The organism is Spirillospora sp. NPDC049652 (assembly GCF_040675125.1).
Classification (GTDB): domain Bacteria; phylum Actinomycetota; class Actinomycetes; order Streptosporangiales; family Streptosporangiaceae; genus Spirillospora.
Genome location: NZ_JBFAOF010000466.1, coordinates 1 through 5,490, shown reverse-complemented (window position 1 = coordinate 5,490; position 5,490 = coordinate 1). Strand labels below are relative to the sequence as shown.

The window sequence follows — 5,490 nt, the reverse complement described above, 5'->3', positions numbered from 1 at the left end:
GAGGAGGCGGGCCAGCTCACCGAGGCCGTCCGGCGCCGCCCGCACAGCGTGGTGCTGTTCGACGAGATCGAGAAGGCGCACCCGGACGTGATGAACGTCCTGCTCCAGGTGCTCGACGACGGACGGCTCACCGACGGCCAGGGCCGGACGGTCGACTTCTCCAACGCCATGGTGATCATGACGAGCAACATCGGCGCGCAGCTGATCCTGGACCACACCGGGAGCGAGGACGAGCTGCGCGACCGGCTGATGGACGTCCTCCAGCACACGCTGCGCCCGGAGCTGCTGAACCGGATCGACGAGGTCGTCGTCTTCGACCGGCTCGACCGGGAGGCGCTGCTGCGGATCGTGGACCTGCTGCTGGACGGCACCCGCCGCAAACTGAAGGCGCAGGACATCGGCCTCATCGTCACCGACCCGGCCAAGGAGGAGCTCGCGCGGAAGGGGTACCAGCCGCAGTTCGGGGCGCGTCCGCTGCGGCGGACCGTCCAGCGCGAGGTGGACAACCAGCTGTCCCGGATGCTGCTGAGCGACCAGATCTCCGAAGGCGACACCGCGATGGTGGACTACATCGACGGCGGCCTGGACTACCGCGTCGACCGCGGCCACGGGGCACCTCCCGCTCACGCGTCCTCCGGCGCGGGGCCGGGCTCCACCTGACCGCCGCCGTAGTACGCGCGGAGGGCGGCGAAGAGGGAGGAACGGGTGGAGCACGAGTCCTTCACCGACCGGCTGAACTGGCTGCGCGCCGGAGTGCTCGGCGCCAACGACGGCATCGTCTCGACGGCCGGGATCGTCGTCGGCGTCGCGGGCGCCACGGCCCAGGAGTCCACGCTGCTGCTCGCCGGACTGTCCGGCCTGCTCGCCGGGTCGCTGTCGATGGCGGCGGGGGAGTACGTGTCGGTCAGCACCCAGCGCGACACCGAGCGGGCGTTCCTGGCCACCGAGCGCCGCGAGCTGGCCGACGATCCGGAGGCCGAGCTCGACGAGCTCACCCAGGCGTACCTGGACAAGGGCCTCTCGCCCGAGGTGGCCAGGCAGGTCGCGGTCGAGCTGACCGCCCGCGACGCGCTCGCCGCGCACGCCGCGACCGAGGCCGGAGTGGACCCCTACCAGCTCACCAATCCGTGGCAGGCGGCCGTGGCGAGCTTCGTCGCCTTCACGGTCGGGGCGCTGCTGCCGCTGCTCGCGATCGTCCTGCCGCCGCCGTCCGTGCGGGTCTGGATCACCGTCCTGTCGGTCGCGGTCGGGCTGGTCATCTGCGGCTGGACGAGCGCGCGCCTCGGCAACGCGCCGCCGGGACGCGCGGTCGTCCGCAACGTGCTCGGCGGCCTGCTCGCGATGGCCATCACCTATGCCGCGGGCAGCCTGATCGGCGCGTGACCGGCCGCCGGGTCGTCCGGTTCGTTCGACTTTGCCCAGTCCAGGGGAGGTGATGGTGTTCGCCGAAGCCCCGCCCGGACACGTCTTCGGCATGATCGGACAACTCAGCCACCACTGGTGGGTGCTGCTCGTTCGGGGCGTCTTCGCGGTCCTGTTCGGGGTGCTCGCCCTGTTCTGGCCCGGCATCACGGTCTGGGCGCTCACCGTCCTGTTCGGCGCCTACGCGCTGGTGGACGGCGTGTTCGCGCTGGTCGGCGCGTTCTCGGGGGTGGCGGGCGAGTCGCGCGGCTGGCTCGCGGTCGCCGGGGTGTGCGGCATCCTGCTCGGCCTGATGACCTTCGCCTGGCCGGCCGCGACCGCGCTGGTGCTGCTCCTGCTGATCGCCTCGTGGGCGCTCATCGTCGGCGTCCTGGAGATCATCGGCGCCGTCCGGCTGCGCAAGCTGGTGGACGACGCGTGGATGCTCGCCGTGGCCGGCGTGGTGTCGGTGCTGTTCGGACTGGTGCTGTTCATCTGGCCGGCGTCCGGCGCGGTCGCGGTGGCGTGGCTCATCGGCCTGTTCGCGATCGTCATGGGCGCGGCCCTGATCGGCGTGGCGTTCCGCCTGCGCAAACTCGGCCGGCACCCGGGCACCCACCGCATCGGCAGCCAACTGAGCTGACCGCTACCCGCGCCCGTCCCTCCCCACGAACCGGCGCGCCGACCCGGCCGTCAGAACTTCGTAAGAACCTCCGGCCGCGGGGTCCCGCGCGACGCGAGGCCGTGGCTGCCTCCTGAGGGCAGGGCGTGCTAGTTTCCGAATCTGATTCGGGAACGATGTGGAGGCGGCCGTGGCGGACGACGTGTGGAGCACCCCCGAGCGGACGGCGCTGCGGAAGATGGTGCGGGACTTCACCGAGCGCGAGGTCCTCCCCCACCTGGACGCGTGGGAGGAGGCCGGTGAGCTGCCGCGCTCGCTCCACCGGACGGCGGCGGCCGCCGGACTGCTCGGGGTCGGGTTCCCCGAGGACGCGGGCGGGCAGGGCGGATCGGTCCTGGACGCGCTGATCGTCGCCGAGGAGATGATCCACGCGGGCGGATCCGGCGGCCTGGTGGCCTCGCTGTTCACGCACGGGATCGCGCTTCCGCACCTGGTGGTGTCCGGCGACAGGGACCTCATCGAACGGTTCGCCGTGCCGACGCTGGCGGGCGAGAAGATCGGCGCGCTGGGCGTCACCGAGCCGGACGCCGGATCGGACGTGGCGGGCCTGCGGACCACGGCCGTCCGGGACGGCGACTCCTACGTCGTGAACGGGTCCAAGCTGTACATCACGTCCGGCGTCCGGGCGGACTTCGTGACCACGGCCGTGCGGACGGGCGGACCGGGCTTCGGCGGCATCTCGCTGCTGGTCGTCGAGAAGGGCACGCCCGGGTTCGCCGTCTCGCGGTCCCTGCGGAAGATGGGCTGGCTCTGCTCCGACACGGCCGAGCTCTCCTTCACCGACGTGCGGGTGCCGGCGGCGAACCTCGTCGGGCCGGAGAACAGCGGGTTCGTGCAGATCGTCCAGAACTTCGTGGCCGAGCGGCTCTCGCTCGCCGTCCAGGCGAACGCGCACGCGCAGCGGTGCCTCGACCTCACGATGCGCTGGGTGCGCGACCGCGAGACCTTCGGGCGTCCGCTGTCGTCGCGGCAGCTCGTCCGGCACAAGGTCGCCGAGATGGCGCGGCAGGTGGACGTCGCGCGCGTCTACACGCGCCACGTCGCCGAGCGGTACGTGGCGGGCGAGGACGTGTTCACCGAGATGGCGTTCGCCAAGAACACCGCCGTCCAGGCCTGCGAGAGCGTCGTCAACGAGGCCGTCCAACTGCACGGCGGCATGGGCTACCTCCGCGAGTCGGAGGTGGAGCGCCACTACCGCGACATCCGGATCCTCGGCATCGGCGGCGGCACCACCGAGATCATGAACGAGATCGCCGCCAAGCGCCTCGGCCTCTGAAGGCGCCTGGAGTGAGTCGGGCCCGGGTCGCGGCGCGGCGTTGCGGACCCGGGCCCGAGTCCGTGGGGGAGACGGAACCCTGTGCGGAGCTGGTGGGCGCGTGGTTCAGGCGAGGGTGTCGCAGAGGTTCTCGATCGTGGCGTGCGCGGGGTGGATGAGCCGGTTGCCGTCGGCCTTCACCACGGCGCTGAACTTGCCGTGCAGGATGTAGTTCCCCGCCGGGTAGCCCACGTTGCCCTGCTTGATGCGGAAGCTGAAGCCGCCGTCGAGCCGGGCGTACCGGGTTCCGTCCTTGAGGAAGTGGAACAGCGCGTAGCCCGACACGTCGCGCACCACCGAGTGGCCGTTGCCGGTGAACCGGACGACCAGCGGCCCCCGGAACTCCTCCCGCTCGACCCTGCCGTCCGGGTAGGTGGAGAGGATCCGCACCTCCTCCTCGTCGCTGACGATGTCGCCCCGCACGGGGAACGCGCACACGCCGACGTCCACGAACGGCTTGGCCCGGTACGGCTGCCACTCCCCGCGGGAGGCGGACGCGGCCGGCCCGGCCGCCACCAGGCCGGCGCCGCACGTCACCGCGGCCGCCGTCAGCGCCGCCCGCCGACCGATACTCGGGAAATCGAACAAGTGGCACCTCCGGTTCGCTGAGTTCGACGGGTCCACTCTCCCGATCTTCGGTACAGGACGGGTATAACGCGTGCTGTGAAGTTCAGGGTCCTGGGCTCCCCGGAGGTGCTGGACGGGGACCGTCCGGTGCCGCTCGGCACCGGCCGCCCGAGGTTGCTGCTGCTCATGCTGCTCGCGGCGGCGAACCGGACGGTCACCGACGACCGCCTGACCGACGGGCTGTGGCCGCACGGCCCGCCCCCGTCCGCGCGCAAGAACCTGCAGTCCTACGTGGTGCGGCTGCGCCGGGCACTGGACGACCCCGCCCGGATCGTCCGCGACGCCGCCGGATACCGGCTGACCGCCGCGACCACCGAGATCGACGCCCTGCGCTTCGAGGACCTCGTCGGCCGGGCCCGCGAGACCGCCGACGCCCGGCGGCGCGGCGCGCTGTTCGCCGAGGCGCTCGGCCTGTGGCGCGGCGCGGCGTACTGCGGTGACGCCGACGCGGCCGGTCTCCAGGACGAGGCGCTGCGGCTGGACGAGCTGCGCCTGACCGCCGTCGAGGAGCACGCCGAGACCGGCCTCGCGCTCGGCCGGCACGAGCGGCTGGTCCCGGAGCTGTCCGCGTTCGTCCGGAGCCATCCGCTGCGTGAGCGGCCCGCCGCGCAGCTCATGGTCGCCCTCTACCGCTCCGGGCGGCGCGCCGAGGCGCTGGAGGTCTACCGCGACGCCCGCGCCCGGCTCGCCGACGAACTCGGCCTGGACCCCTCCCCGACGTTGCGCGGCGTCCACCAGGCCGTGCTGTCCGGCGATCCGGCGCTCGACCTCGCCGCCGCGGCCGGGCCGCCGCCGTGGCGCGGCCCGCGCAGCCCGGTCGAGGAGGTCATCGGCCGCGACCGCGAGTGCGCCGAGCTGGCCGGACTCGTCCGGACGCACCGCCTGGTCACCGTCACCGGCCCGGGCGGCGTCGGCAAGACCACCCTCGCGCTGCGGGTGGCCGCCCGCGAGGCCCCGTCCGGCGGGGTCGCCGTCCTGGCCCTCGCGCACCTGTCCCGCGACGACGACGTGTTCGCCGAACTCGCCGCGCTTCTGGACGTCACCGGTGACGGCGAGGCGGCGCGGCGCGGAGTCGAGGAGCGGCTGCGCGACGGGGAGCGCCTGCTCGTCCTGGACAACTGCGAGCACCTCGCCGAACCGTGCGCGCGGCTCGTCGCCCGCCTGGTCCCGGCCTGTCCCGGCCTGCGGATCCTCGCGACCGGGCGGCGTCCGCTCGGGGTGCCCGGCGAGGTCGTCCGGCCGCTCGCCCCGCTGCCGGTGCCCGCCGCCGATGAGGTCACCGGGGCCGTCCGGCTGTTCGCGCGCCGCGCCCGCGAGGCCGCCCCCGACGTGGACCTGGCCGCCGCCCCCGGCGCGGCGGGCCGCGTGTGCCGCGCCGTGGACGGCCTGCCGCTCGCCCTCGAACTGGCCGCCGCGCGGCTGCGCGCGTTCGGGCCCGACCAGCTCGCGGACCACCTGGAGGACG

Annotated in this window: 6 protein-coding genes; 5 read left to right on the top strand and 1 reads right to left on the bottom strand. The window is 73.6% G+C overall.

The window, feature by feature from the left end; genetic code table 11:
- The 4 genes from AB0J52_RS25335 to AB0J52_RS25320 all read left to right on the top strand — a co-directional run.
- Window positions 1-660, top strand: a 660-nt coding sequence (locus AB0J52_RS25335; RefSeq protein ID WP_500184709.1) for an AAA family ATPase, incomplete at its 5' end; no start/stop codon positions are given.
- A 45-nt stretch (window positions 661-705) separates the two neighbouring features.
- A complete protein-coding gene (locus AB0J52_RS25330; protein WP_500184708.1) occupies window positions 706-1,383 on the top strand; it encodes a VIT1/CCC1 transporter family protein in 678 nt (225 codons plus the stop codon).
- 52 nt (window positions 1,384-1,435) lie between these two features.
- Window positions 1,436-2,044 (top strand): HdeD family acid-resistance protein, encoded by a 609-nt coding sequence (locus AB0J52_RS25325; protein WP_500184707.1) that lies wholly within the window; start codon window positions 1,436-1,438, stop codon window positions 2,042-2,044.
- A 169-nt stretch (window positions 2,045-2,213) separates the two neighbouring features.
- Entirely contained in the window at window positions 2,214-3,359 is a 1,146-nt protein-coding gene (locus AB0J52_RS25320) for an acyl-CoA dehydrogenase family protein (protein WP_500184706.1), read from the top strand.
- 105 nt (window positions 3,360-3,464) lie between these two features.
- Here AB0J52_RS25320 and AB0J52_RS25315 read toward each other — a convergent pair whose 3' ends face one another.
- The gene (locus AB0J52_RS25315; RefSeq protein ID WP_500184704.1) at window positions 3,465-3,935 is read right to left on the bottom strand and encodes a hypothetical protein; all 471 of its coding nucleotides are present in this window, start codon (window positions 3,933-3,935) and stop codon (window positions 3,465-3,467) included.
- A 126-nt stretch (window positions 3,936-4,061) separates the two neighbouring features.
- On the opposite strand from AB0J52_RS25315, the gene AB0J52_RS25310 reads away from it, so the two are divergent.
- On the top strand, window positions 4,062-5,490 hold a 1,429-nt coding region (locus tag AB0J52_RS25310; protein ID WP_500184702.1), incomplete at its 3' end, for an AfsR/SARP family transcriptional regulator.

Excerpts from the sequence above, each read along its gene's own strand:
- AB0J52_RS25325 (WP_500184707.1), top strand. The coding sequence starts at position 1,436 with ATGGTGTTCGCCGAAGCCCCGCCCGGACACGTCTTCGGCATGATCGGA.